Here is a 23069-nt window from a genome sequence, read left to right as displayed (position 1 = left end):
AATTACCCATAAGGAACCTACTACATGCGCCGCATATCGCCAGTACTGCAACAGGACGGAGTCGATAGTGACCTGATTTCACTGATTAAAACCATATTGGCCGCCTGTCGTGAGATATCATTTAGGGTTAGTCAGGGTGAACTCGCTGGGGTATTAGGTTCTACCCTTGGACAAAATATTCAAGGGGAAACGCAGAAAAAGCTCGATATTATTGCCAACGAATTGCTAAAAGAAGTTATTTTAGATACCGGCGTTGTTAAAGCTATTAGTTCAGAAGAAGAAGACGACACGGTCGCGGGTAACCCTGATGGAAAATATTTGGTGACCTTTGATCCATTAGATGGCTCGTCAAATACCGACATTAACAGCTTAATTGGCACTATTTTCTCAATTCTACCTGCGCAAGCAGATAAAGCTGCCGAAGACGCCAGTCAGTTTTTACAGCCAGGCAGCGCACAGCTTGCCGCAGGCTATGTTCTTTTCGGCCCCTCGACCATGTTGGCCTTAACCACTGGCAAAGGCACACGGTTATATACCTTGGATAAAACCTATGGCGGTTTCTTACTCACCGAAGAGCAAGCTGCTATTCCCAAATACACCGCTGAGTTTGCCATTAATATGTCTAACCAGCGTTACTGGCAACCTGCCATGCAGGCCTATATTGATGATCTGCTTAAAGGCAAAGAAGGCCCGCGCGGTAAAAACTACAATATGCGCTGGATAGCGGCGATGGTGGGTGATGTGCACCGTGTATTATGCCGAGGGGGTATTTTTGCTTACCCACGTGATACTAAAGATGCCAACAAACCTGACAAACTGCGACTAATGTATGAAGCCAATCCAATGAGCTTTCTGGTAGAACAGGCTGGTGGTGTCAGCTCTACCGGTTACGAACGCATTATGGATATTGTACCAACCGACATACACCAGCGCGTTGCGGTCATATTAGGCTCCAAACACGAAGTAGAAAGCTGCGTTGCCTATCACAAGTAATAGCCATTTTTATCGCTGGCGCTATAATAAGCGCCAATTTTAACGAAGCATATTTATAATCTTGTATTAAAACCTAAGGATCAGGCCATGAGCTTAAGCGATGTTGCAGCAGGTAAAAACCTGCCAGAAGAAATTAACGTAATTATTGAAATTCCGGCCAACGCCGACCCAATTAAATACGAAGTTGATAAAGATACTGGCACCGTGTGGGTAGATCGCTTTATGGCCACACCTATGTTTTATCCATGTAACTATGGGTTTGTTAATCATACTTTATCGCTTGATGGTGACCCGGTTGATGTATTGGTGCCAACACCATACCCACTGGTTCCTGGTGCAGTGATCACATGCCGCCCTGTTGGTGTGTTGTTTATGTCAGACGAATCAGGCGAAGATGCAAAAGTTATCGCCGTACCAGTAAGCAAACTCACCAAACTTTACGACCATATTCAAGACATCGGTGATGTAGATGAGCTGCTGAAAAAGCAAATCCAGCACTTTTTTGAGCGATACAAAGAACTTGAAGCCGGTAAATGGGTGAAAGTAAATGGCTGGGGCGATGCTGCAGCCGCTAAAGCTGAAATCATGACGTCCTTTGAACGGGCAAAAAAATAATCGACTCTAATTTGACCAAAGCCCGGAATATTACGGGCTTTGTTTTTTCTACCTATCAATTCTAACAACAACAAGCATTTGCGAAATTAAAGCACTATACTAACTTTAAACAAATTCTAATAATGTTCCATCAATATCACAGAGGCCTGCAGTATGGATGTGTTACGACGTCTGTCTATCGCGAAGAAAATCTACTTAATACCATTAATTGGTACACTAAGTTTTGTTATCTACCTTATTTTGGCAAGCAATACCGCCCTAAATAACGTAAAAACGCTGGAACAAACCCGAGATGTACAATTTCCGGTTTTGCAGGCATCGCAAAGCTCGCTAGTGTTGCTTGAACGAATAAAAGATTCATTGGCAAGTGCTGTCACCACTGGTGATGAGGAAGCACTGACTGGTGCAGCAAACTTCGGCAAGCAGTTCGCGGAAGGTCTTAACACCATAGCCAAGCTTAATAACGATTACGGAACCCCCGTTAGTAAAATTAGCCAAAGCTACGACGCTTACTACCAGGTAGCGTATAAAGTCTCACAAGAGATGATCAACAATACGGCAGATTACAGTACGCTGCCGCAGCGCTCAGAGAAAATGAATGCTGACTACGACACAACCGAGAAACTGTTGACACAATTCCGTGACCAAAGGCTGCAACAGTTTACGACCAGCATTGATGACGCTAGTGAGCAAGCGGGTAGATTAATCTGGGTAGGCGTTATTATGGGTGCCATCACCTTTATCGCACTGTTTGGTACCGCTTTTCCAGTAGCTAGGGGCATTCAGAGTAGCTTAGGTAGTATGATTAGCTCACTGCAGAGTTTAGCCAAAGAAGACGGTGATTTAACCGCGCGAATTCACAGCGACAATAAGGACGAGTTAGGTGACTTAGCTCACTGGTTCAACACCTTTATGCAAAAGCTTCAGCACGTTGTTAAAGACATCATTAATACGGCAGTGCCGCTGTCTGCTTTAGCAAAGGATTTACGCGAGCTCACTGACGACACCAATAAAACTATAGCCCAGCAACGTAATGCGGCAAATCAGGCTAAACATGCCGTTGACGACATGAGTGCCAGCGTGGTGGCAGAAGTTAACAGTGCAAACGAAGCTGCCGCTGCAGCCACTCAATCAAGCGAAGCGGCAGGCCAAGGCCAGCAAACTGTAATCTCTACAGTACAAAATATTCAGCAGTTAGCCGGTAATGTGCAAGACGCATCCGACGTTATTATGCAGCTTGAAAAAGATGCGAATCAGGTTGGCACAGTACTTAGCGTAATTAAAGGTATTGCTGAACAAACAAATCTGCTGGCACTGAATGCCGCGATTGAAGCAGCCAGAGCCGGTGAACAAGGACGAGGATTTGCTGTTGTAGCGGACGAAGTTCGTACTTTGGCATCTCGCACACAAAAATCAACTGAGGAAATTCAGCGTACAATTGAACAACTGCAAACTGCCGCGCGTCTCGCGGTGCAGAAAATGCAGCAAAGTACCGCTCAAGCCGATAATAGTGTGCAGTCAGCAAATCAGGCTGGTGATGCGTTGCAAATGATCACCAAAAGCATTACTCAAATTCGCTTAATGAATCAGCAGATTGCAGATGCTACAGATGATCAGCAAAAAATGGCGAGTAATATTGTCCATCACGTAGACGAAATATATACCAACACCGAGCACAGCTCCGAAAGTGCTAACAATATTGCTAAAGCCAGTAGCGAGCTCGCGTCACTGGCACAAAATTTAGAAAATATTACCCGCCTATTCCGCGTTTAATAATAGTGCAGTGAAAAAAGCCGGTTTTAAACCGGCTTTTTTATCCATAATGAGCAAAAAATTAGTAATAATTATCCGGCAACGCTATGCGTGCAACACCCGAGGCAACAGCGGCCTCGGCTACCGCTTTAGCAACCCGCGGTAATAGCCTGGGATCCATAGGTTTGGGGATAATATAGGTTTTACCAAAACTCAGCTCACTGACTTTAGCTGCCGTTAGCACTTCCTGTGGTACCGGCTCTTTAGCAATACTACGAATGGCGTTTACCGCCGCTAACTTCATTTCATCGTTAATCACACTGGCACGTACATCCAGCGCACCACGGAAAATAAACGGGAAACACAAAACATTATTAACCTGGTTCGGGTAATCTGAACGGCCCGTCGCCATAATAATATCATTGCGTACGGCATGGGCCAGCTCTGGCTTAATTTCAGGATCTGGATTCGAACAGGCAAAAATTACCGGCTTTTCAGCCATCAGTTTTAGCGCTTGCGGAGGTAATACATCTGGCCCAGATACACCGACAAAAACATCCGCGCCTGACAACGCGTCCTCTAGTGTGCGTTTATCGGTATTATTGGCAAACAACAACTTGTACTGATTTAAATCGTTGCGGCGGGTATGGATAACGCCCTTAGTATCTAGCATATAAATGTGCTCACGCTGGGCGCCACATTTAATTAAGAGCTCCATACAGGCTATCGCCGCTGCTCCTGCTCCCATACATACAATAATGGCACTTTTAATGTCTTTACCCTGGATTTCAAGTGCGTTAAGCATGCCTGCTGCAGTAACAATAGCAGTACCATGTTGATCATCATGAAACACTGGGATTTTACAACGCTTAATCAGTTCTTTTTCTATCTCAAAGCACTCAGGTGCTTTGATATCTTCCAGATTAATACCGCCAAAAGTGTCGGCAATATTAGCAACCGTATTGATAAACTCCTCTGTCGTGCGGTGAGAAACTTCAATATCAATAGAGTCTAGATTAGCAAATCGCTTAAATAATAACGCCTTACCTTCCATAACGGGTTTAGATGCCATAGGCCCTAAATTCCCCAAACCCAGTATTGCCGTACCATTAGTAATTACTGCAACTAAATTTCCTTTAGCGGTGTACTTATAAACATTATCAACATCAGCCGCAATTTCCCGTACTGGCTCAGCAACACCAGGGCTATATGCCAATGCTAAATCAGTTACAGTTTCAGCAGGCTTGCTAATTTCAATACTGATTTTACCTGGCTTAGGGTAAGCGTGGTAATGCAATGCTTGTTCTTTGAAATCTGACATCTGTTCTATCCTGCCGTTTGTTGTAGGTCGCGCAACGTTATAGTTATGATATTACGCTTGAGGGTGGCTTATTCTAAAGATCCGTTTGCTTGAAGAGAACCGGAATCGGTCTGATCGTACCAGCGTAAAAAACGCTACTCTGCAATACCACCTTAGTCGTAATCAAGGTGTTTATAGCAAGTTACGTGGTGATCGCCAACCCCTTGAACTGGCCGTTTGTATAAATTTTAGAAACATAACTATTCGCTTTGCATATTCATGGTAAAACGGTGCCAAATCATGCAGATAGAAACGCGATATAATTGCGTAATTATAAATTTTTACCGGTACCCGCTTTGAACTAACTACTTGAAAAATAGGCGTATAGCCGTCTATTTAGTGATAAAGTTAGTTGCATAACAGCTAAATACACGATTTTTAATATATTTTTTTGCGTAATATTGATTATTTGTTCAAAAAACACCCAACTTGATAGACAGGTATAAAAAAAGCACCTTGCGGTGCTTTTTTTCGTTTGGCTATGCTGGAACCAATTAACGATTGCCCAGTACAGAGAAACGTTTTTTGAAACGGTCTACACGGCCGCCTACGTCTAACACTTTCTGCTTACCAGTATAAAACGGGTGACATGCAGAGCACACATCCAAGTGGATGTCTTTGCACAGTGCAGATTTAGTTTTGAATGCGTTACCGCAAGTACAGGTTGCAGTAATTTCTTTATATTCTGGGTGAATACCTGGTTTCATGGCTTACCTCGTTAGGCCGTATCGCTATCTGGTCAAATTAGTTGCCAGACACCATACGTAATTACAGTTAAATTAGGGCGCGTAGCTTAATTGATAGCCGCTTAAGTTGCAATACTTGAAGCCGTTGCAGGATAAATTTTGTTTTACTTGGCATTTAACCGGGCTGTCCTTACACTTGATAGCTGCTTTTTAATGGGAACCTGCTGTGACGGTAGTACGCGTGGCCCTGCCGGTGCCGCTAAGAAAACATTTTGATTACATTATCAGTACAGAGCTGTCGCCTCATGTGGGCTGTCGCGTACTGGTCCCTTTTGGTAATCGCAAACTAGTTGGTATTATCTGGCAAATAGCACCGGAAGATGGCTTTGACGAAACAAAACTTAAAACCGTAATTAAACTTCTGGATATTGACGCCGCATTGCCGCCATTGTTGTGTCAGCTATTAAGCTTCGCTGCTGATTACTACCACCATCCGCTTGGAGAGGTACTGATAAGTGCCCTGCCTGCGTTATTACGTGAAGGCCGGGATCTAAGCGACTATCAACCTAAAGCTTATCAACTCACCCGCAGCGGTAAACAGCTTGATGCCAGTGCGTTAAAACGTTCGGTCAAACAGCAAGCGCTTTGGCAAGCTTTACAGCAACATCAGCTTACCGAATCGGTAGTGTTACAGCAACACAGCCGCAGCACATTAAAACAATTGCTAGATAAACAAATAGCAGAAGAAATCATCGTACCGCCAATACCCTTCATTGCACCTTTAAAAGCACCTAGTGGACTTAAATTAACTGCAGCTCAAGCATTGGCAGTGACAGCGGTGCATCAGGCATACGGTCGGTTTGAACGCCTCTTACTCGAAGGGGTTACCGGGTCAGGTAAAACTGAAGTGTATTTACAATGTATTGCCAGCTTATTGCTTAAACAACAACAAGTACTGGTTATAGTTCCGGAGATTGGGCTAACCCCACAAACCCTGGCAAGGTTTCAGGCCCGCTTTGATGTACCTGTGCTCTGCTGGCACTCTGCCCTTACTGATAGCGAGCGATTACATTGCTGGTTGCAAGCCAAAACAGGCGCTGCAGCGATAATTATAGGCACCCGTTCAGCGTTATTTTTACCCTTTTGGCAACTGGGTTTAATTATCATCGATGAAGAACATGATCAATCACTAAAACAGCAAGACGGTTTTCGCTACCATGCCCGAGATTTAGCGATAAAACGTGCCGCGCTGCAGCACTGCCCTATATTACTTGGCACTGCGACACCAAGCTTAGAAAGTTTACACAATGCGTTGAGCAAACGCTTCATTCACCTACCCTTGCCAGACCGTGCAGCAGGCCAGGCCCTGCCAAAATTTGAACTCGTAGACTTAAAACAGCAAGTACTGCAATTTGGCTTGGCTAGCCAGACTCTGAATCAAATAAAACAACAACTTAATCTTGGCCTACAGGTGATGTTGTTTCTTAATCGACGAGGCTTCGCGCCAGCGCTTAGCTGTCAGGAATGCGGCTGGTTAACGGAATGCCATCGCTGTAGCGCTTTTACAACCTATCATAAACAGAGCCGGCAATTGGTTTGTCACCATTGTGGAGCCAGTAAAGCCATTCCGCGCCAGTGTGGAGGCTGTGGTAGCACACAACTTAAGCCGTTAGGCCAGGGCACAGAGCAATTAGAAGAAAACCTGCAACAGTTATTTCCAGATACAGCTATTACCCGACTTGACCGAGACAGCACAAGACGTAAAGGCGCGCTAAATCAAGCCTTGGAAGATATTCATCAGCCTGGAGCCAGATTGATTGTCGGCACCCAAATGTTAGCAAAAGGGCATCATTTTCCGAATGTAACCTTGGTGGTGATTGTCGATGTAGATGGCGCTCTCTATAGCAGTGACTTTCGCGCACCTGAGCAGCTGGCACAGTTACTTACGCAGGTTGCCGGAAGGGCGGGCCGAGGTAATACTGGTGGCACAGTGCTACTACAAACACACTACCCAGAGCATGCACTACTGCAAGATATCATTCAAAATGGCTATGCTTCTTTCGCTCGTAGTGCCCTTGTTGAGCGTGAGCAAACCCGACTCCCGCCGTTTCAGCATTTGGCATTATTCAGTGTCGAAGCACATCAGGCCGATCATTGTCAACAGTGGCTGCAACAGTTAGCCGAATGCGCAAAACAATTTCCTGAATTGCAATTACTTGGACCTATACCAGCACCATTAGAGCGTCGGGCGGGTAAATACCGTTGGCAGCTACAACTGTACAGTGCAGCCCGCGGGCGCATGCATCTGGCACTGGACAATTTGTTGAGTAACCTTGCACGCTGGCCGCTTAGCCGAAAAGTAAAGTGGCAGCTCGACGTAGATCCCACAGACCTAACTTGATCCAAGCTGTGCGAGCGCGTTTTGTTTCTTTTTTCATTTAACCTTGTAGAATAACGCGCAATGTTGAAGTAAGAGTACCAGCCGTTTTATGTCGCAAAAAGACTATGTAAAAGCCAGCCGGCCTAAGGCCAAACCGGCTAACAAGCGCCCCGCTCGCAGAAATACTAAAGCCACTGCACAAAAGCCACGCTTACCCTGGTTTATTTTAGCTATCACCATGGTGCTAATTTGTGGCTTCATTTATTTTTTATGGTTTTTAAATCAACAGCCTGCATCAACAACGATAGTAGAAAAACCCGCGCCGAAAATTACTAAACCTCAGGATGAATTACCAGCCAAACCAACGGAAGAGCCTTATCAATATATTAAAGAACTCGAGAACAAAGAGATAAAGGTTGAAGTTACCGAGCAAGTATCAGGCGGACCTTACCAGATGCAATGTGGCTCTTTCAGAGAGCAACAGCAGGCTGAAAGAATGAAAGCACAGATCGCTTTTGCCGGCTTTGCATCACAAATCCGTCGCACAGACGGCAGCAATGGTGTTTGGTTTCGCGTGGTACTGGGACCTTATGAATCAAAACGTCAAGCCACTGCAGATCGTAACCGGCTGCGCCAGCAAAGCATTAATACGTGCCAAATCTGGAACTGGTCTTGAAATATCAATAAAGCAGCCACACTTATGCCCTAAGTTGATCACGCCATGGGGCTTATTTTCATGACTACTATTGTTTCTGTTCGCCGCGATGGCCATGTCGCTATCGGTGGTGATGGCCAGGTTTCACTCGGTAACACGGTAATGAAGGGCAACGCACGTAAAGTACGTCGCCTCTATAACAACAAGGTTATCGCAGGTTTTGCCGGTGGCACTGCCGATGCTTTTACCCTCTTTGAACGTTTTGAAGCCAAACTTGAAATGCATCAGGGCCATTTAATGCGCGCTGCAGTTGAATTAGCGAAAGACTGGCGCACCGATCGCATGCTACGCAAACTGGAAGCCCTACTCGCTGTTGCCGATGCACACACCTCATTAATCATTACGGGGAATGGCGATGTAGTGCAACCAGAGCAAGATTTAATCGCCATCGGTAGTGGTGGCCCATATGCTCAAGCTGCCGCCACTGCGTTGCTAAACAACACTGAGCTTAGTGCACGCGATATTGTCGAAAAAAGTCTGACCATTGCCGGTGATATCTGTGTTTACACCAATCACCATCAGACCATCGAAGAACTATAAGTAGGAATCCTATGTCTGACATGACCCCAAGAGAAATTGTGCACGAACTCGACCGACATATTATTGGCCAGAATAAAGCAAAACGTGCAGTCGCCATTGCCCTGCGTAATCGCTGGCGCAGGATGCAGCTGGATGCAGCGCTGCGCCAGGAAGTCACACCGAAAAACATTCTGATGATAGGGCCTACCGGCGTTGGTAAAACTGAAATTGCCCGCCGCCTCGCCAAACTCGCCAATGCACCATTTATTAAAGTAGAAGCGACTAAGTTCACAGAAGTGGGTTATGTCGGTAAAGAAGTGGAAAGCATTATTCGGGATCTGGCAGACAGTGCAGTAAAAATGTTTCGCGAGCAGGCCATAGAGAAAAATCGCTTTCGCGCTGAAGAAGCCGCAGAAGAGCGTATCTTAGATGTATTGCTGCCTCCGGCCAAAGAAGTCTGGGGCGAAACGGATAATAAACCAGCAACAGACAGTAACACGCGCCAAGTGTTTCGCAAAAAACTACGAGAAGGCCAGTTAGATGAAAAGGAAATTGAGCTCGACTTAGCTCAACCAAACATCGGCGTAGAAATTATGGCCCCCCCAGGCATGGAAGAAATGACATCGCAGCTTCAAAGCATGTTTCAAAGCTTGGGTAGCGAAAAAAAGAAAAAGCGTAAGCTAAAAATTAAAGACGCGCTAAAACAGTTAATAGAAGAAGAGGCCGCCAAGTTAGTAAACCCTGAAGAGCTTAAAACTCAAGCACTTGAGGCCGTAGAGCAAAATGGTATTGTGTTTCTGGATGAAATTGACAAAATTTGTAAGCGCGGCGAAACCAGTGGCCCCGATGTATCTCGTGAGGGTGTACAGCGAGATTTACTGCCACTCATTGAAGGCTGCACAGTAAACACTAAACATGGTATGGTTAAAACAGATCATATTCTGTTTATTGCCTCTGGCGCCTTCCAAATGTGTAAGCCATCTGACTTGGTGCCCGAGCTACAAGGCCGTCTACCAATAAGGGTTGAACTAGAAGCCTTAAGTGCGGCAGATTTTGAGCGTATTTTAACTGAGCCAAGAGCTTCATTAACGGAGCAATCAATTGCTATGCTGGCGACAGAAGGTGTGAAACTAAGCTTTAGCGATGATGGCATCAAAAGCCTTGCCGCTGCAGCCTGGCAAGTCAATGAGACAACAGAAAATATTGGTGCACGCCGCCTATACACCGTGATGGAGCGCTTGCTGGAAGAAATTTCATATGATGCAGCCGACCACGCGGGTGAGCACATTGAAGTCAATGCAGCCTATGTTGAAGAGCATTTGGGCGCATTGGTTAAAGATGACGACCTAAGTCGGTTTATTCTATAACGATGAAAAACAACAGCACGCAACAAGATAACTCAGTGATAGTTACTAAGCTGCACTATCACCAAAAACGCCGTGAACTTGACGTTATTTTTAGTGACGGCGTTATGGCATGCTTTAGTGCAGAGTTATTGCGTGTGCTCTCGCCATCTGCTGAAGTACGTAGCCATGGTAGTGCCAAACTAGTGAGCAATAAAAAACAGGTAGCGATCAGCAAAATACTACCTGTTGGCCACTATGCAATAAAATTGGTGTTCGATGATGGCCACGATAGTGGAATATACAGTTGGCTTTATCTGCATCAACTGTCCCAACATAAAGAGGCACTTTGGCAGCAATATCTGGATAAATTAGCCGCCGCAAATGCAAACCGCGATAGTCTTATCGCGGTTCGGGTAAAACCTTAAAGTACGGTGTTAAAATATCTAGGCTTGAAACCGATCAACAGACTGATGCAGTAATGCGGCTTGCTGCGCCACTTCTTCACTAATCGAGGCATTGTGCTTAGCATGTCCGTAGGACTCATCTGACAAATCACGAATTTTCACCACGTTTCTATTCACCTCGGCCGCAACATGACTTTGCTCTTCAATTGCCGCGGCTATTTGTGTGGTCATATCCATAATATTACTGACATCCTGAGTAATTTCAGTTAGCAACTGCATTGCCACATTCGCCTGAGTTGCGCTGTCTTTCCCATCCTGACGACATCCTTGTATAACCTGCACAATATTACTGGTTCGTCCTTGTAAGCCGTTAACTATCGCTTCTATTTGCCGTGTTGACTCCTGGGTGCGCATCGCTAAGTTTCGCACTTCATCGGCAACGACGGCAAAACCTCGCCCTTGCTCTCCAGCGCGCGCAGCTTCAATAGCCGCATTCAATGCCAGTAAATTGGTTTGCTCTGCAATGCCACGTATAACATCAAGCACTGAGCCAATAGTTTTACTGTCTTGCTCCAATTCTGTTACTACATTGGTCGCATCCTGCAAGGGTTCTGATAACGCATTAATGCGTTGCACCGTTTGTTGAACCTCGCCTCGGCCAGATTGCGCATTTTGGTTGGTTGAATCTGCTTTTGCTGCCGTCATCTCTGTGTTGCCGGCAATCTCATTAATTGTCGCGCCCATCTCGGTCACGGCAGTAGCAACCATGTCGGTCTCATTCTGTTGCTCTTGCATCCCTCTGCTGGTGTCGGCTGTAGAACGCGCTAACTCATTCGTTGCCACATCCAACATTTCAAGAGCCTGGTTCACCGTTTTAATCAGATCCTGAAAATCTGTTAGCATCGCATTGAAATCTGTTGCCAAAGCTGTCATTTCATCATTGCCTGCAACTGCAACGCGCAGGCGAAAATCATTATTATTGCGAATAAGACCAATAGCGCGACATACATCCGTCAACGGGGCTAAAATACTACGGCTGGTTAGCGCTACCAATAGCAATACACTAAATAACACTACGGAAAAAATAATTAAAGCAAGCCGTTGTGTTGCACTAACAGAAGCGCTAATCGCCTCGCCGGTTTTTTGCTGCAACACTTTAAGACTGCTCTCCGTACTTTGAATTGCCACACGCATCTCACCCGTTGCAGCTTCAGATTCACTCAGACCAATCTGTTGCATTGCTTTTACCAAATTCCGGAAACTCTGCTCGTAGCTTTCAGCCAAGTTTTTACTCGTACTATCCGTACCAATTTGCTGAGTAAATTGCGCATAAATACTGCCGAACCGTTCAACATAGACCATATCTTTACGTAGCAAAAAGTCTTTCTCTGCCCGTCTTAGCTGCAATAATAATATCGTTAGGCTGTCTTGCTGCAGCGCTTCCAACCTATCTTCCAATTGTTGAGCAGCGCTGCGAAGCGTGCCAAGCACACCAGACTGAGGGTCAAGTCCAATAGTCTGCTGTAACGTTACCAGTTGGTTAAACCGTTGCTGATAACTCGAGGTAAGTTCAGAAAAGGTATTAAGGGGCTGTTGGTCGATCGCATGACGTTGGAGTAAATCATTTAACTCAGAAACATGCTGTTGCATGGTGTCAAAATGATCATTAAGGCGCTGCTGATACTTAAGTTCGGTGCGCGCCATAAAATCTTTCTCGTGTCGTCGAAACATCAACACATCGGTACTAATTTGCTCTACAAGTTGTTGTGTTCGGGCTAAACTGGTCAACTGCGCGCTTTGATAGAACAAGATCCAAAGCATGATACCCATGGCAACCACAAGGGCACCACCATTAACAAATAAACGCTGCTTAATCGAGAATTGCCTCAATACACTCATCAATACCACCACTTTTATGAACAACTACTCAAATGATAGACCAGCTGAATAATAAAGCATACGAAAGTTATGCACTTAGGATCATCCTTGTAAAAAATAGGCCGTAATGCAACTTACTGCACCCAAAATGGCTCCAGCAACAATATCAAGCGGAAAATGCACACCGAGAAAAATACGAGACAAACCAATACACAATGCCCAACCAAGAACTAAAGGCAGTAGTGCCGGAAAATACAATACGACAGCTGTTGCAAATACAAAAGCACCAGCGGTGTGCCCCGAGGGCAGGCTAAATTGATCTGATGGCACAATGTAGGCATCAACGGTTGTGGTTAAAACATCAGCTGGCCGCGCCCGTTTTATACCGTTTTTCAGTAAAATATAAAGTGGAAGTTCTATAGCAAAACCGCAGAGCAACAACTGAACAAACTGATGGCAGCCTGTCACTTCAAGATAGACTAAGGTCACTGCAAGTAGCAAATACAGTGGCCCGTCGGCAGTTTTTGACAGCCAATAGCTAGCGTTCAAAACCGCTTGGGAAGAACTGCGATTAAACAGTCGGCAAAAATATGCATGATCCCATTGTTCAATTCGTTTTAGCAACACAAGTCAGCCTCGCAAGCTGCATTCTCTGGATAGAGGCTAGCTTGGCTTTATGAAACTATGATGACAACTGCCGCTTGCAATATATGATAGCATCTGACTCAGTTAGTGGTTTTGAGAAATGATAACCTTGCACAGCATCGCATGACATTGATTTCAACAGATCTAATTGAATACTCGTTTCGACACCCTCTGCCAGTATGCGCTTGCCCAAACCATGCGCTAGTTTGATCATGGTTTTTACGATCATCATGTCGGAATCATTTCCTGCCATGTCCATAACAAAACTGCGATCAATTTTGATTTTGTCTATCGGCATGCGGCGTAAATAAGCTAGAGAAGAATAACCGGTACCAAAATCATCTATCGACACCCGGATCCCCATCTGCTGAAGCTCCATTACATGGTTGGAGCCTTTTTCCATATCATGCATGGCGGTATTTTCAGTAATTTCCAGCTCTAACAACTCTGGCGACACTTTATACTGCATCAAAAGTTCTTGTATTTTCTGCTTTAAGCCATCTTGTTGAAAATGTAGCGGCGACATATTCACCGCAAGGGGCACGTGCAATCCAAGCTGCCGCCATTCGCTGATAGTTTGTATTGCCCGCTGCAAGATCCAAAAGTCCAGTTGACGACTAAATCCCAGTTGCTCAACAAAAGACAAGAACTGCCCCGGCATCAGAAATCCTTTTTGTGGATGCTGCCACCTTACCAATACTTCAAACGCATCCAGCTGATTTGATCGCAAATTAATCTGTGGCTGAAAATACAACACAAACTCATTTTTTTGCATAGCGGCTAACAGTTCACTTTCCCAACTGATTAAACGCGCAGTTTCATCTTCCATACCGGCACGATATGCCAGGTTTTGACTTTGCAGACGTTTTGCCTGATGAAAGGCGATATTGGCTTTTTGTAATAAGCTTTCCGCACTGACAGCGTCCTCAGGCGCACTGGATATGCCAATAGTGCAGCTTAGCTGGAGTTGCTCACCTGCTAATTCAAAACTTTTCTGTACCAGTTGTTGTAAATGACGTAAGGCAAACTGAAGCTGTGTTTCACTGTTTATATCGTTCAATGCCAGTGCAAAAATATCCCCCCCTGTTCGAGCGATAAGTGCGGGCTTTAAAATACTGCCTTCAAATCTTTTGTTGAGCTGCCGTAGCAAGATATCCCCCTGCTTTAACCCGACAGACTCATTGATAGTTTTAAACTTGTCCAAACCAAGCATAAGTACATGCAATGGTTTTTCTGATGCAATTTGCAAACGTTCTTGCAGCTGCACTAAAAACGCATCACGATTCAACGCGCCGGTTAACTGATCATATCGATTTAAATAACGTGTTTTTTCAGTTAGCTGTAAGTTTGCAGTCCGCTCATGCTCATGTAGCCAAATTAGCAGTGCAAGTCCTACGCTGCAGAGCAATACTAGCTCGACACTTTTATAAACCAAGGCGACTTGGATATCTTGCATCTGCTGAGCATTAACCAACTGTAGAATCGCGTAACCAACGTATAATAAACCCCAAAGCGATATAGCTACTGCAGCAAGTCGTTGTCCAAGACTTTTATCCAAACGCTGCAATAAACTTACAGCAGCGGTTAGTAAGAGTATGCCCATTAACAGGAGCCGGAACTGCCATTGGAAGTATTGCTGCCAGCTTTCCAAAGCCGCAACTATGCTAAAGGGTAAAACGCTCAAGGCCGCTACGCCGCAGATAAACCACAACAACTTGCGAGCTGTCCAATCGGTCAGTATATGCGCTTCACCACTACGGGTTTGCAACATGCCGCGAACTAAAAAACTGGCAAAACTGTAACTGCTTACGATGATGAAGAATTGAAATATATCCCGAAGCGCGGGTTGAAAACTAAACACCAATTGCATCAAAATCATGCTTTGATAAAAAACAAAAGCAACAAATGCTAAAAACCATGAGCGAATAAAATCTTGTTGATAAATTCGACTTAAATTCCAAAGCAGGTAGCTAACCAGTATGGCAACACCCAATTCGGTGAGAAAAATTGTCAATCGGGCAAAGATTTCAGCTGCCACGCAGATCACCGGCTAGTAATAGTTATCGCCACACCTTAACAAATAAATCAGTACACAGACAATACGCCGACAGCCTGAATTGGTCTAAAAGCCAATAATAATAATAGTTTGAGCTTAATTCAGTCAGCGCTATACTATAGGCCAATTAAGCACGTCTTTATCGGAGCAAATGATGGAATACAACACTTCTGAATTATGTGATCTTTACGCCGATTTAGTTGATGTGGTCGAGCCTATATTCGCTAATTACGGCGGAAGACGTTCGTTTGGCGGTCAAATACACACTGTAAAATGCTTTGAAGACAATGGTCTGGTGCGTCAGATGTTGAGTGATCCCGGTGTAGGCAAAGTATTGCTTATTGATGCCGGTGGTTCCGCCCGACGCGCTATTCTTGATGCTGAACTCGTATCCATCGCTGCCAATAACGGCTGGGAAGGTATCGTCTGTTATGGCAGCGTTCGTGATCTTGATCTGTTAGAAGATTTTGATATTGGCATTCAGGCAGTTAATGCCATCCCAGTGGGTGCGGATGATAAAGGTTTTGGTGAAACTGAAGTGCCGGTAAATTTTGCTGGTGTCACGTTTTTACCGGGTGATCATCTATATGCAGATAGCACTGGTATTATAATGTCACCAGATGCGCTGGATATTGAATAGTCGTTAGATTTAGTATGTTAATCCCCTTTACTCAGGCTGATATTGCACACTACTGTACATCGCGTAATGGCGAAACGCGTATTGGTCAATCCATCAGTCTGGTAAACCCCAACCAGCAACTCAGTGAACAGTTAAACACAGCAGTAGCTGATGGGTGTCGCTACGTATTACTTGGCATTCCTGAAGATATTGGCCCACGTGCAAACCTGGGACTTGGTGGCGCGGATTTAGGCTGGTCAGCCTTTTTGTTAAAGTTTCTCAATTTACAAAGTAATATCTTTATCAATGCAGAGCATATTTTACTATTGGGTAGCATTGCCTGTGATGATCTACAGCAACAAGCTCTAGGTTTGTCAGCTCAGGATGAGTCACAGCTGCAAAAATTACGTCACTTAGTATCCATAATAGACTCACGCGTTTATGCAGTGGCAGAGCAAATTTTTGCTGCAGGCATGTACCCTATTATTATTGGTGGCGGCCACAATAACAGTTACCCGCTGCTGAAAGCACTTAGTCACAACTCAGCACAAGCTGTAAATGCTGCAAATTTAGACCCTCATGCCGATTTCAGACCATGCGAGGGCCGACATAGCGGCAATGGTTTTAGTTATTCACATGCTGACGGCTATTTACAACACTATTTTGTACTGGCGCTGCATGAACTTAAAAACTCTGCAGCCACATTGCAGCAACTGCAAGCCGCAAATGCAGATCATTGTAGTTATCAGCGTATATTTGTCAGGCAGGAATTATCTTATCAGCAAGCATTAGACCGATGCATTGATTACGTGGTTCAGGGCACTGGTGATATTGGTATTGAACTTGATACTGACAGTATTAACCTTATGCCGGTAAGTGCCTTTACCAATTGCGGTGTCAGCGTTCAGGCTGCTGAGCAATTTGTATTTCAACTTGCAAAGCTGCCACGCAGCCGCTATTTGCATCTTGCAGAAGCCGCTCCAGCCCAGCACCCAGCTGGGTTAGTTGCGGGTAAAAATGAAGCTGGACAGATACTCTCGGCACTGGTATTTGCCTTTATACAAGGAAAACAGCATAAAGCTAGTGCCCTTTAGTATGACGTTCCTGCCATTGCTTTAACCACACTGCAAAACCACTGAGTTCAAAGGGGCGAGAATATAAGAAACCTTGTGCGCGGTTACACCCCATACGCAGCAACTTTTGTTCGACTTCAAGTTCTTCCACCCCTTCGGCAATCACGCCTAACTCCAGATTACGAGCGACATCAATAATGGCATTGGTAATTGCAGTATGGGTATCTGACTTATGCAAATCACCAATAAAAGAACAATCAACTTTAACGTGTTGCACTGGCAACTGACGTAAATGCGCCAATGACGATAAACCGGTACCAAAGTCGTCCAGCGCCAACACGACACCAAGCCGATGTAAACGTCGCATCATACTGATTGACTTATCGGGATCTGCCGCAAAAGCGCCTTCCTTAATTTCAAGCATCAATTGCTGAGGTTTAACATTGTATTTCTCCAATAACAATTCCAAACTGTCTATAAGCTCATCTTGTAATAAATCTTTACTGGAAATATTCACCGCAATTTTGCTGACCAGTTTAGCTTTGTCTAAAGTAGCAATCATGGCAATGGCTTCATTAAGAACCCATTGAGTTAAAGGGTATATAACACCACTTTCTTCCGCCAGTGCCAAAAAACTGCTCGGTGTCATTAACCCTCGGCTAGGATGACGCCAGCGCACATACACTTCTCCAGCCAACACTTCCTTAGTACGCATATCAACTTGTGGCTGAACATACAGCGCTAGCTGACCTTCAGTAATAGCGCGACGTAACTCAGACATCATAATCAGTTTATCGCTGCTGTAACTAAGCATACCGGCATTAAATACCTGACTATGCCCTTGCAGCGTACTATGATGTTGCAAGGCTAAATAGGCTCGCTCCAATAACTCATTTAATTGTGTACCATGTACCGGGTAATGCGTAATACCGCAGTGCAGCTGATAATCGACCGCACAACCATGCAATATCATAGGTTCAGGCACACATTTCTCTAAACTGTCTGCGAGGTATTCCGCTAAATGAGGCTGATCACCACTGTCTAACCAAACCGCAAAACTCACCCCGCCTAAATGACACAAACGCACCGGCAACTGCTGACGAAATTCAAACGTTAATGCCTTGTCGGTCGTTTTAAGCTGTTCATTGATGCGATAGGCTATTTGTGCCAACACTAAATTACTGTTGCTGTGGCCTAATAATTCATTAATCTCATCAAACTGACTTATTTTTAACAGCAGTAAAGAGAAATGTTGCTGTGGTGCACGTTTTAATAATTCGTCCAGTTGTTGTTGTAAAAAAAATTTATTAGGGAAACCACTGATATCATCATGCAATGAGTAAAACCCTAGTAATGATTTCGGTTTAGCCCGGTTGGCTTTACGCAATTTATTAACGGTAGCACGCAACTTCACAACATAGCTAAGAACAACTAATAGCAATACTACAAGTACGCTAATAACCGGCAACGACTCAACACCAGCATCTGCCGCTAATGGACCGCAAAAGAGCGCAAGACTAAACCATCGACATGCCACAACCCTACTCCTGCATTTTCAATCTGATTAGATTAATCTAATTAGCGTCGTTGTAAAGCATATTAAAAATCACCTTTAATATCTTTACCATTAATAATCAACTGCTTGAGTGAGTTAACACCAAACTGATAACACAATTCTGCAGGTTGCATAACATCATAACAAGCAAAATCCGCTTTTTGTCCCGTTGCTAACGTACCTCGGTCGGTTAATCCTAACGCTTTAGCTGCATGCCGTGTTACACCCAGCAAGGCTTCCTCTGGCGTAAGCCTGAACAAGGTACAGGCCATATTTAGCATCAAGGGTAATGAGCATAATGGCGACGTACCCGGGTTCAAATCTGTGGCAACTGCCATAGGCACCTTGTATTTGCGCAATAAATCAATCGGCGGCAGCTGGCTTTCACGCAGAAAATAGAACGCACCGGGCAATAATACTGCGACAGTACCGGCTGCGGCCATCGTGACCACACCGGCCTCATCGAGAAACTCAATGTGATCTGCAGATAAACCACTAAACTCAGCCACCAATGCACTACCGCCTAAATTAGACAGTTGCTCCGCATGAGCTTTTACTGGCAAACCTAGTACCTGAGCTTGCTGAAACACTTTACGGCATTGGTGGGTAGAAAAACCAATACCCTCACAAAACACATCGACTGCATCAACTAAACCCGCCTGCTTTAACAACGGCAACATTTCACAGACAGTATCGATATATCCTTCAGCATCACTAGCAAATTCGACAGGCAGTGCATGCGCGCCTAAAAAAGTTTTTTGTATTGAAACCGGATGGTATTGATCCAGTTGTGCAGCGACTTGCAAGATTTTTTTTTCTGATGCGAAATCCAGACCATAACCAGATTTAATTTCTACGGTTGTAACGCCCTGCGACATCAGGGTATTCAATCGTTTCTTTGCTGCAACAAACAGTTGCTCATCACTGGCATGACGGGTTGCAGTAACCGTGGATTTTATGCCACCACCGGCGGCGGCAATATCCTGATAGCTGGCACCATTTAAACGCATTTCGAATTCGTTCGCCCTGTTGCCACCGAAGATAAGATGGGTATGACAATCAATAAATCCTGGCAACAACCATTGCCCTGCAACATCGTATAACGGAGTGCCCAAGGCATCGAAATCTGGGAGTTCAGCCCTGCTACCAATATATGCAATTACACCGTCTTTAATCGCAAGTACGCCATTTTCAATAGCTCCATACGGCTTACCATTTTCTGTCATCGTTGCAATATTGGCGTTAACCCAAATGGCGTCAAACTGCTGCATATTTAGCTCCTGCAAAGCATTTTTAATTAATGTTACACCAACAACTTGTATATACAACAAAACTGGTTTAATTTTTATACCCTAAAGTGGGAGGAAACATGGCCGTTGCTAAATTTGCTGAAATAAAAGAGTACATGTTAAGCCAGATAGAAATTACTGCCTGGCCTGAGCATAGTCGTGTGCCGTCAGAAAATGAACTGGCAGAACAGTTTAGTGTTAGCCGAATGACTGCACGTCGCGCGCTGCAAGAACTTACAGAACAAGGTATTTTGTACCGTACTCAAGGGGTTGGCAGTTTTGTGGCCGCGTTAAAGTCACAATCATCCTTATTGGAGATTCGTAATATTGCTGATGAGATCCAAAGTCGCGGCCATGCTTACAGCGCATCTTTATTGCAATTGACGGAGTTACCCTGCCCGACAATTATAGCCACCGCACTGGGATTAAAACGCAATGAGCCAGTATTTTTTTCTCTGATTGTTCATTTAGAAAACAATCAACCACTGCAGCTGGAAGCGCGTTATGTTAGCCCACTGTTAGTCGCTGAGTATCTGCGGCAAGACTTTAATCAGCAAACACCGCACCAGTACCTCAGCCACATCGCGCCATTGACCGAGGCAGAACACACCGTGGAAGCCATTTGGCCTGACGACTTTACCTGTAAACACTTAGCACTAAAAAAAGCTGAACCCTGCCTTCGTCTTACCCGACGAACATTCAGTCGTGAAGGTGCCGTAAGCTTGGCCTATTTAACCTCACCCGGTAGCCGTTATCGTTTGGGTGGCCATCTAAATTTTTCATTCTCGAGCAACTGAGACGCTATCGGAATTCAGCCCCGTTCAAACCCACGCCGTTGAGCAGGTAGGATCGAAATAGCACCATTTTGGTGCTGCTGCCTCATATTTGCTCATTTTCCTTTTTCTGGCTAGACCAGTTAATGTTTCTTTGCTAACGTCAAGTTGTTTAACATGTCTCTATTGTCTATGTTTAATACACTTCAACCGTGCGGAGTTTTGCATCAGTGAGAACATTAAAAGTCGCCCACAAAGTTATCATTGGCTTTGGCTTTATCGCTATCTTACTCTTACTTTCTAGCGGCTCGGCGCTTTATAGTTTCTCTGCCGTGTCGAGTTCAAGTGAATTAGTAAACCAACAAGCGGTTCCGGTTCAGCAGCAAAGTAATGCAGCTCAGATCCAATTGCTTAAATTGGCGAAACTATCTGCACTAGGCTACACCGCTGAAATAGATTCAGACATAGAGAAATCTCAACAACATTTTAATGCAGGTAGCCAACAATTGCGGAAGCAAATTGCTGCGCTTACTCAGCTTACCGCTGCAGAATCATCCTTCACCCAAATCTTGACCAGTATTGACAACCGTTACCAACAGTATGCTGAAGCTGTCAGCAACATGTTTGAAGCTCGTACTCTGAGCATCGCCACTCAACGACAAGTTGACGCTGAATATGCTCAACTCGAACAACTTATTGATAATATTGGTGCAAATTTACTTGATATTTCCTACCTGGAACTACCTGGTGGGGAAGCTCAAATGGAGCTTATTGCGGGCAGTGCCAATAGGATTGATGGGCAATTACTTGGCTTACTCAATACCTTAAAGGAAGTGGTAAGTTACAATGAAATAGCGGCGGCTGAATCTGCACAAGAAAACATCAGCTTCACGCTAAGTGATATGCAAGTCAATATCGACTACATGGCGAATCAGGTGTCTAACCAAAACACTGATGGACTATGGCAAGGTGTAACTGAACAACTAGTATTGTTAACCAACAGACTTGAAGCAACAGACAGTCTTGCGCAATTAAAGTTACAGCAGGTCAAGTCGCAACTAACAGCTCGAACACAGTTAAATCTATCGGAACAAAGAATCGAGCAAGTGATAACTGAGCTAGATAATTTGTTGGCTGCAGCCGATACGCAATTTAATCAACTGCAACGCAATGTATCCGAAACTGTCAGTTTCGGCAGTACCCGTACACTTAGCCTAATGTTAGTTCTTATCTTATTAGCTATCGTGGCAGCATACCTAACAATTAATGCCATGTTGCGTCCACTTAGCGGTATCAACAAAGTATTAGGTGACATCGCAAAAGGCGATTTTACCCGCAAACTCGACATCACAAATAAGGATGAATTCGGCGCTTTGTCAGGAAAGGTCAATAGTCTGATAAGCTCACTCAGTGCACTAATCACTAACATTCAGCAAAACGCCAGCGAACTCAATAGTAATGCAAGCCAGTCAGCCTATGAAGTAGGTGAAATAAACGACTCGTTGCAACATCAGCAACAGCAAATTGCTGCAGTAAACCAAATAACACGCCAGTTAGCAGATAGCACTCGTGATATAGCAGAACAATCTGCAGACACTACGCACGCCATGCAACAAGCTTTGGAGCAAGGTAAACATATTGACTTAATTGCTGAACAAAATAACGTGTTGATTAATCGGTTAGCGCAGCAACTAACGTCAACCAGCTTAGTCATGAGTAAAGTTAACGATGAAGCCAACAATATTGGTGGTATTCTGGCAACCATACGCAGTATCGCGGAGCAAACGAACTTACTGGCACTGAATGCAGCCATTGAGGCGGCACGTGCCGGTGAGCAAGGAAGAGGCTTCGCCGTAGTTGCCGATGAAGTTCGCTCTTTGGCTGGCAGAACTCAACAAGCGACTGATGAAATTCGGCAAATGATTGAAACACTTCAAACACAGAGCAAACAGGCCGTTACCGCAGTAACAAGCGGCAAATCTGACGCTGATAGCTGTGTCGCCCAAACCTTAGAGCTTGTTTCTGCGCTATCCTTGGTTACAACTGCAATAGCTAAAACACAGGATATTAGTAACCGGGTCACTGCCGCGACTGAAATTCAGTTAAGTCTTGGTAATACTATTGACGATAAGATGCAGCAAATGGTTGAAGCTGCTCATGTAAGCAGTGAAAAGGCGGAGCGAACGTTGCAGCACAGTGATGGCATATCTAGTTTGGCGGTTGCTTTACAACAAGCGGCAAAAGCGTTCAAAATCTCGTAATAGTGCTCCCATCCATGGCAACACCTTTTGCCAGTTTTAACTAAATAAAAGGGCTGGACAATGTCCAGCCAGGCAGGAAGTATTTTTACACCTTGTTGTTTTAATTGATTCCATTCAGGTTTGATAGTGCCAAAAACTCAATAAAAAACC

General features: G+C 44.6%; 19 protein-coding genes. 12 read left to right on the top strand and 7 right to left on the bottom strand.

The genetic code is table 11. The features are described from left to right. Positions 1–24 precede the first annotated feature (24 nt). From H595_RS0105480 to H595_RS0105470, 3 genes are all read left to right on the top strand, one after another. Positions 25–993 (top strand): class 1 fructose-bisphosphatase, encoded by a 969-nt coding sequence (locus H595_RS0105480; protein WP_027670303.1) that lies wholly within the window; start codon positions 25–27, stop codon positions 991–993. Positions 994–1080: 87 nt separating this feature from the next. Continuing rightward, positions 1081–1608: an inorganic diphosphatase gene (ppa, locus tag H595_RS0105475; RefSeq protein ID WP_027670302.1), complete on the top strand. Its 528-nt coding sequence runs from the start codon at positions 1081–1083 to the stop codon at positions 1606–1608. A 153-nt stretch (positions 1609–1761) separates the two neighbouring features. After that, complete coding sequence (locus H595_RS0105470; protein WP_027670301.1) at positions 1762–3381, top strand: methyl-accepting chemotaxis protein; 1620 nt, start codon at positions 1762–1764, stop codon at positions 3379–3381. 61 nt (positions 3382–3442) lie between these two features. On the opposite strand, the gene H595_RS0105465 is transcribed toward H595_RS0105470, so the two are convergent. Further along, positions 3443–4681 carry a malic enzyme-like NAD(P)-binding protein gene (locus H595_RS0105465; RefSeq protein WP_027670300.1) on the bottom strand — a complete coding sequence of 413 codons (1239 nt, stop codon included), beginning with the start codon at positions 4679–4681 and terminating at the stop codon, positions 3443–3445. Between the two features lie 533 nt (positions 4682–5214). Beyond that, a complete protein-coding gene (rpmE, locus tag H595_RS0105460; RefSeq protein WP_027670299.1) occupies positions 5215–5427 on the bottom strand; it encodes a 50S ribosomal protein L31 in 213 nt (70 codons plus the stop codon). Positions 5428–5632: 205 nt separating this feature from the next. Between rpmE and priA the strand changes: the two genes are divergently transcribed. The 5 genes from priA (at position 5633) to H595_RS0105435 (ending at position 10791) form a co-directional block, all read left to right on the top strand. Continuing rightward, positions 5633–7807: a primosomal protein N' gene (gene priA, locus H595_RS0105455; protein WP_027670298.1), complete on the top strand. Its 2175-nt coding sequence runs from the start codon at positions 5633–5635 to the stop codon at positions 7805–7807. Positions 7808–7895: 88 nt separating this feature from the next. After that, entirely contained in the window at positions 7896–8462 is a 567-nt protein-coding gene (locus H595_RS0105450; protein WP_027670297.1) for an SPOR domain-containing protein, read from the top strand. Positions 8463–8522: 60 nt separating this feature from the next. Further along, positions 8523–9041 (top strand): ATP-dependent protease subunit HslV, encoded by a 519-nt coding sequence (gene hslV, locus H595_RS0105445; RefSeq protein WP_027670296.1) that lies wholly within the window; start codon positions 8523–8525, stop codon positions 9039–9041. A gap of 11 nt (positions 9042–9052) precedes the next feature. Next, positions 9053–10387 (top strand): HslU--HslV peptidase ATPase subunit, encoded by a 1335-nt coding sequence (hslU, locus tag H595_RS0105440; RefSeq protein WP_027670295.1) that lies wholly within the window; start codon positions 9053–9055, stop codon positions 10385–10387. Between the two features lie 35 nt (positions 10388–10422). Then, the gene (locus tag H595_RS0105435) at positions 10423–10791 is read left to right on the top strand and encodes a gamma-butyrobetaine hydroxylase family protein (protein WP_027670294.1); all 369 of its coding nucleotides are present in this window, start codon (positions 10423–10425) and stop codon (positions 10789–10791) included. An 18-nt stretch (positions 10792–10809) separates the two neighbouring features. On the opposite strand, the gene H595_RS0105430 is transcribed toward H595_RS0105435, so the two are convergent. The 3 genes from H595_RS0105430 to H595_RS0105420 form a co-directional block, all read right to left on the bottom strand. Beyond that, positions 10810–12669, bottom strand: a complete 1860-nt coding sequence (locus H595_RS0105430; protein ID WP_027670293.1) for a methyl-accepting chemotaxis protein — start codon at positions 12667–12669, stop codon at positions 10810–10812. An 81-nt stretch (positions 12670–12750) separates the two neighbouring features. Continuing rightward, positions 12751–13275 (bottom strand): phosphatase PAP2 family protein, encoded by a 525-nt coding sequence (locus H595_RS0105425; protein WP_027670292.1) that lies wholly within the window; start codon positions 13273–13275, stop codon positions 12751–12753. Between the two features lie 55 nt (positions 13276–13330). Next, positions 13331–15331 carry a putative bifunctional diguanylate cyclase/phosphodiesterase gene (locus tag H595_RS0105420; RefSeq protein ID WP_027670291.1) on the bottom strand — a complete coding sequence of 667 codons (2001 nt, stop codon included), beginning with the start codon at positions 15329–15331 and terminating at the stop codon, positions 13331–13333. A 172-nt stretch (positions 15332–15503) separates the two neighbouring features. Between H595_RS0105420 and rraA the strand changes: the two genes are divergently transcribed. Further along, positions 15504–15989: a ribonuclease E activity regulator RraA gene (rraA, locus tag H595_RS0105415; RefSeq protein WP_027670290.1), complete on the top strand. Its 486-nt coding sequence runs from the start codon at positions 15504–15506 to the stop codon at positions 15987–15989. 14 nt (positions 15990–16003) lie between these two features. Further along, on the top strand, positions 16004–17062 hold the full coding sequence (locus H595_RS0105410; protein ID WP_027670289.1) for a formimidoylglutamase: 1059 nt from the start codon (positions 16004–16006) through the stop codon (positions 17060–17062). Here the strand turns inward: H595_RS0105410 and H595_RS0105405 are convergent. Beyond that, a complete protein-coding gene (locus H595_RS0105405) occupies positions 17049–18578 on the bottom strand; it encodes a putative bifunctional diguanylate cyclase/phosphodiesterase (RefSeq protein ID WP_027670288.1) in 1530 nt (509 codons plus the stop codon). The genes H595_RS0105410 and H595_RS0105405 overlap by 14 nt on opposite strands. A gap of 62 nt (positions 18579–18640) precedes the next feature. Beyond that, positions 18641–19867, bottom strand: coding sequence for an imidazolonepropionase (hutI, locus tag H595_RS0105400; protein ID WP_027670287.1), 1227 nt, complete (start codon positions 19865–19867; stop codon positions 18641–18643). Positions 19868–19965: 98 nt separating this feature from the next. On the opposite strand from hutI, the gene hutC reads away from it, so the two are divergent. After that, positions 19966–20682 carry a histidine utilization repressor gene (gene hutC, locus H595_RS0105395; RefSeq protein WP_027670286.1) on the top strand — a complete coding sequence of 239 codons (717 nt, stop codon included), beginning with the start codon at positions 19966–19968 and terminating at the stop codon, positions 20680–20682. A 206-nt stretch (positions 20683–20888) separates the two neighbouring features. Continuing rightward, the gene (locus H595_RS0105390) at positions 20889–22919 is read left to right on the top strand and encodes a methyl-accepting chemotaxis protein (RefSeq protein ID WP_037053744.1); all 2031 of its coding nucleotides are present in this window, start codon (positions 20889–20891) and stop codon (positions 22917–22919) included. The last annotated feature ends 150 nt before the right edge of the window (positions 22920–23069 follow it).

Source organism: Rheinheimera baltica DSM 14885 (genome assembly GCF_000425345.1).
In the GTDB taxonomy this organism is placed as follows: Bacteria; Pseudomonadota; Gammaproteobacteria; order Enterobacterales; family Alteromonadaceae; genus Alishewanella; species Alishewanella baltica.
This window is presented reverse-complemented; position numbering and strand designations above follow the sequence as displayed.

What these genes read in the sequence shown, in the direction of transcription:
- H595_RS0105480 (WP_027670303.1), top strand. Translation starts at nt 25, where the DNA reads ATGCGCCGCATATCGCCAGTACTGCAACAGGACGGAGTCGATAGTGAC.
- ppa (WP_027670302.1), top strand. Translation starts at nt 1,081, where the DNA reads ATGAGCTTAAGCGATGTTGCAGCAGGTAAAAACCTGCCAGAAGAAATT.
- H595_RS0105470 (WP_027670301.1), top strand. Translation starts at nt 1,762, where the DNA reads ATGGATGTGTTACGACGTCTGTCTATCGCGAAGAAAATCTACTTAATA.
- H595_RS0105465 (WP_027670300.1), bottom strand. Translation starts at nt 4,681, where the DNA reads ATGTCAGATTTCAAAGAACAAGCATTGCATTACCACGCTTACCCTAAG.
- rpmE (WP_027670299.1), bottom strand. Translation starts at nt 5,427, where the DNA reads ATGAAACCAGGTATTCACCCAGAATATAAAGAAATTACTGCAACCTGT.
- H595_RS0105450 (WP_027670297.1), top strand. Translation starts at nt 7,896, where the DNA reads ATGTCGCAAAAAGACTATGTAAAAGCCAGCCGGCCTAAGGCCAAACCG.
- hslV (WP_027670296.1), top strand. Translation starts at nt 8,523, where the DNA reads ATGACTACTATTGTTTCTGTTCGCCGCGATGGCCATGTCGCTATCGGT.
- hslU (WP_027670295.1), top strand. Translation starts at nt 9,053, where the DNA reads ATGTCTGACATGACCCCAAGAGAAATTGTGCACGAACTCGACCGACAT.
- H595_RS0105430 (WP_027670293.1), bottom strand. Translation starts at nt 12,669, where the DNA reads ATGAGTGTATTGAGGCAATTCTCGATTAAGCAGCGTTTATTTGTTAAT.
- rraA (WP_027670290.1), top strand. Translation starts at nt 15,504, where the DNA reads ATGGAATACAACACTTCTGAATTATGTGATCTTTACGCCGATTTAGTT.
- H595_RS0105410 (WP_027670289.1), top strand. Translation starts at nt 16,004, where the DNA reads ATGTTAATCCCCTTTACTCAGGCTGATATTGCACACTACTGTACATCG.
- hutI (WP_027670287.1), bottom strand. Translation starts at nt 19,867, where the DNA reads ATGCAGCAGTTTGACGCCATTTGGGTTAACGCCAATATTGCAACGATG.
- hutC (WP_027670286.1), top strand. Translation starts at nt 19,966, where the DNA reads ATGGCCGTTGCTAAATTTGCTGAAATAAAAGAGTACATGTTAAGCCAG.